This window comes from Vibrio sp. OPT46 (genome assembly GCF_015163535.1).
GTDB lineage: Bacteria > Pseudomonadota > Gammaproteobacteria > Enterobacterales > Vibrionaceae > Vibrio > Vibrio alginolyticus.
Window position 1 is genome coordinate 1 of record NZ_JADDYG010000363.1, and the last position, 1,655, is coordinate 1,655.

Sequence of the window (1,655 nt, forward strand, 5' to 3'; positions counted from 1 at the left end):
ACCTGAATAAAATATGATTTCTTTAACCTTTCCTGATTTAGACAAGTCAGATGACATTGTAAATGTGTGTAATAAAGAACACCTATAACCCCAGAGATCTTCCGATGTATATTCAATCTCTGGATTGCTACATATATACTTGTCAACCCATGCTTTGAATGACTTACCTGATGATTTTGTTTCGGAAGTTGGAGCATTGAGCAGTCCGAATGCATCAATTGCAGACATAACAATTATGAGAGCTTGAGTTTGTAAGCTATTTTCCTGAAGTAGCTTTATAGAACTCAAGGTTTCAACTAAATATGCCTCTATAATTTCTGAAGTACGTTTTGGACTTTTGAACATGAAAACCTCTAACGCCCAATTAAGGCGTGAGCAGCGCTAACACTGAAATTAAACAATTACGCCGTAAACACAAAAGCCAATTTGAACTAAAAATGCCATGCGTTGCGAATCGCTCTTGAATTGTTTGTTATGTTTTACCACAAACGACTCACTTTCTTGACAAAGAACTGCTGTGCTCAAGAAATTGTTCAACTCACATCACACGAATCAGCCAACCATTACGACAAGTGCGACAAACGCAAAGCGCGTAATAATTGAGACCTATCACTAAAACTGAAACTGAAACTGAAACTGAAACTGAAACGACTTTAAGCAAGATAAATTTCAGCGTAAATACATGATTTAAGTTGAAGCAACCCAGAAATTTGAAGCCTAAAATCGGTGAGAAACCCAAGTATTTAGACCGCCGATATTGAGTTACTGGAACCATAAAGCCAAACTATTAAAGTGACCAAAGAAGTAAGCCAGAAACTATTTATTGCTTATAAATCAATGTGAAACATAACGCCCTGTTAAGGTGTGAGCAACGCAATACCGATGTCGCCGCATACCACCTCTAACACTAAATCCAACGCATAGTAAAAATGCCACGCGTTGCGAATCACTCTTAAACAGTTTGTTAGCTATACCATTTATGTTCCTTGGCAAAAAACGTTCTTCTTGGTGTTGCTGTCCCTACTTTCCATACATACACCTGGTAGTCAATATTTCTGCATTCCTTCGGAAAAAATGTTGCGCCTCCGGAACTCAGTTTGGTTGGCATTTCAATTTCGGGGTATTTACTTAACACCTTATTGAACATTTTTATACGATTCGTTGAAGGAGGTACGTCCAACCTTATTCCGCCTGATTTGCGCTCTCCATTTTTTAAGATTGGGCTAGATTTCCCGTTGGATCTCTTCTCTAAGAACGCTTTAGAGTTAAATAGTTTTTGGATTTCTCTGTTCCGACCGGCAAGTAAGAAGAACGCTTCACATTTATACTCTGCAGCTAACATTTCAAGCCGAATCAGGTCCCAAACTATGTCCTCAATTTTGGGCATGGTATTGCCTACCCATTTGGCCTCTAGAGCTAGAGTTAATTCATCTCCATTATCCAACACACAAAAGTCAATTTTAGGTCTCTTTCCTCTACCTTCAAATTGTTTGTGTAAAATCGGATGATCATGTTCTGCTACTACCCTTCCACCATATTGAGAACTCAAAATTTGAGCAATTGCTTGTGATAGGTACTGCTCACAAAACAGATTTCCACGATTACAGCTATATTCGAAGGATAACCAACTTGCTACTCCAGTAGCTAATCTTCTT

The 1,655-nt window shown here is 38.4% G+C and carries 2 protein-coding genes; both read right to left on the reverse strand.

Features of this window, described 5'->3' with window-relative positions; translation table 11 throughout:
- Window positions 1–345, reverse strand: a 345-nt coding sequence (locus tag IQR33_RS16985) for a hypothetical protein (protein WP_228013948.1), incomplete at its 3' end; no start/stop codon positions are given.
- Window positions 346–964: 619 nt separating this feature from the next.
- Window positions 965–1,655 (reverse strand): hypothetical protein (locus tag IQR33_RS16995; protein ID WP_193843875.1); only part of this gene is annotated, 691 nt, incomplete at its 5' end.